At 46.6% G+C, this 1,154-nt stretch carries 3 protein-coding genes and 1 pseudogene; 3 read left to right on the forward strand and 1 reads right to left on the reverse strand.

The features are described from left to right. From AC1DUA_RS38505 to AC1DUA_RS38515, 3 genes and pseudogenes are all read left to right on the forward strand, one after another. Positions 1-246 (forward strand): annotated as a pseudogene (locus AC1DUA_RS38505) (glutathione-dependent formaldehyde dehydrogenase); the annotation flags it as partial. A gap of 31 nt (positions 247-277) precedes the next feature. Beyond that, a complete protein-coding gene (locus tag AC1DUA_RS38510) occupies positions 278-478 on the forward strand; it encodes a hypothetical protein (protein WP_477504703.1) in 201 nt (66 codons plus the stop codon). A 10-nt stretch (positions 479-488) separates the two neighbouring features. Further along, positions 489-785 carry a spore coat protein gene (locus tag AC1DUA_RS38515; protein WP_477504704.1) on the forward strand — a complete coding sequence of 99 codons (297 nt, stop codon included), beginning with the start codon at positions 489-491 and terminating at the stop codon, positions 783-785. Positions 786-987: 202 nt separating this feature from the next. Here AC1DUA_RS38515 and AC1DUA_RS38520 read toward each other — a convergent pair. Beyond that, the coding region (locus AC1DUA_RS38520) for a tyrosine-type recombinase/integrase (RefSeq protein ID WP_477504705.1) at positions 988-1,154 on the reverse strand (167 nt) is incomplete at its 5' end.

Genomic DNA, 1,154 nt, shown 5'->3' on the forward strand with positions numbered 1-1,154 from the left:
GGGGTATACGGCGGACGCTATAACGGATTCCCGTTCGGCGACATCATGCAGCGCAACGTGAATATCCGTTCCGGACAAGCTCCGGTCATTCATTATATGCCGTATATGTACGAGTTGGTTACGTCGGGGAAAGTGGACCCTGGAGACGTTGTTACGCACGTCATTCCGCTCAGCGAGGCCAAGCGCGGCTATGAAGTGTTCGATACGAAAACGGACGATTGCATCAAAGTCGTCTTAAAACCTTGAATATGGATGAACAAATGGGAGGACAATCCAAATGAATTCCAATTACGCCATGCATGAGATGCTGGAGGTTCATGAAATGGCTGCGTTCAAGACCGTTTGCTTGACCAAATCCAAAACCATGCAAGCTCTGGTAACCGACCCGGAGCTCATACAAATTTTGCAGCAAGACGTACAATTATCACAGCAGCAGCTTCAGGAGCTCGGTGGAGTGCTGTCTAAAGTAATCCTATAGGAGATAAAACATGAACTCAATACTAGAACACATGACAGGGCTTCATACGCTGACCGACGACGTAATCGCAATGGATTTTTTGATGAACGCCAAGAGCGGAGTCAGAAACTACGCCATGGCCGTAACCGAATGTGTCACCCCCGAAATCAAGCAAATTTTGATGAAACAGCTCGATGAAGCTATAGACTCCCATGAAAAGATAACAAACTACATGATGCAGCGGGGGCTATACCATCCCTACCATATTCCAGAGCAAATTCAGCTCGATCTGAATAATATTCAGACCGCTATGATCATTCCGTCCTGACACCGTATTCRTCCCGCCAAAACGCGCAAAACCACCTTGGTTCAGGCGCGTTTTTTTATTTTAGCCGAAGACTTTAGCGAATAAAATGTTCCCCGTGTCAAGAATCCAACAATAAAATAATGGCGGATTCGCTCCGCACTAACTGCGGCTTCGTCACAACACACTTGAACAGGCGTTCCTTCGTTTGTTTTGCTTCTGATTGTCATCGCCACGCACTCTGTGGATCTCTGCTCTCACGTCGCAACAGAGCATAAATCTGTGTGGTAGATGCTTTTTCATGCCCAAGCATACCCTGAATAAATTCTAGCGGTGCTCCATTATCTAGCAATTGACAGGCATATGTGTGACGGAATCGATGAGGATATACAT

It is taken from the genome of Paenibacillus sp. 01T422 (assembly GCF_056398785.1).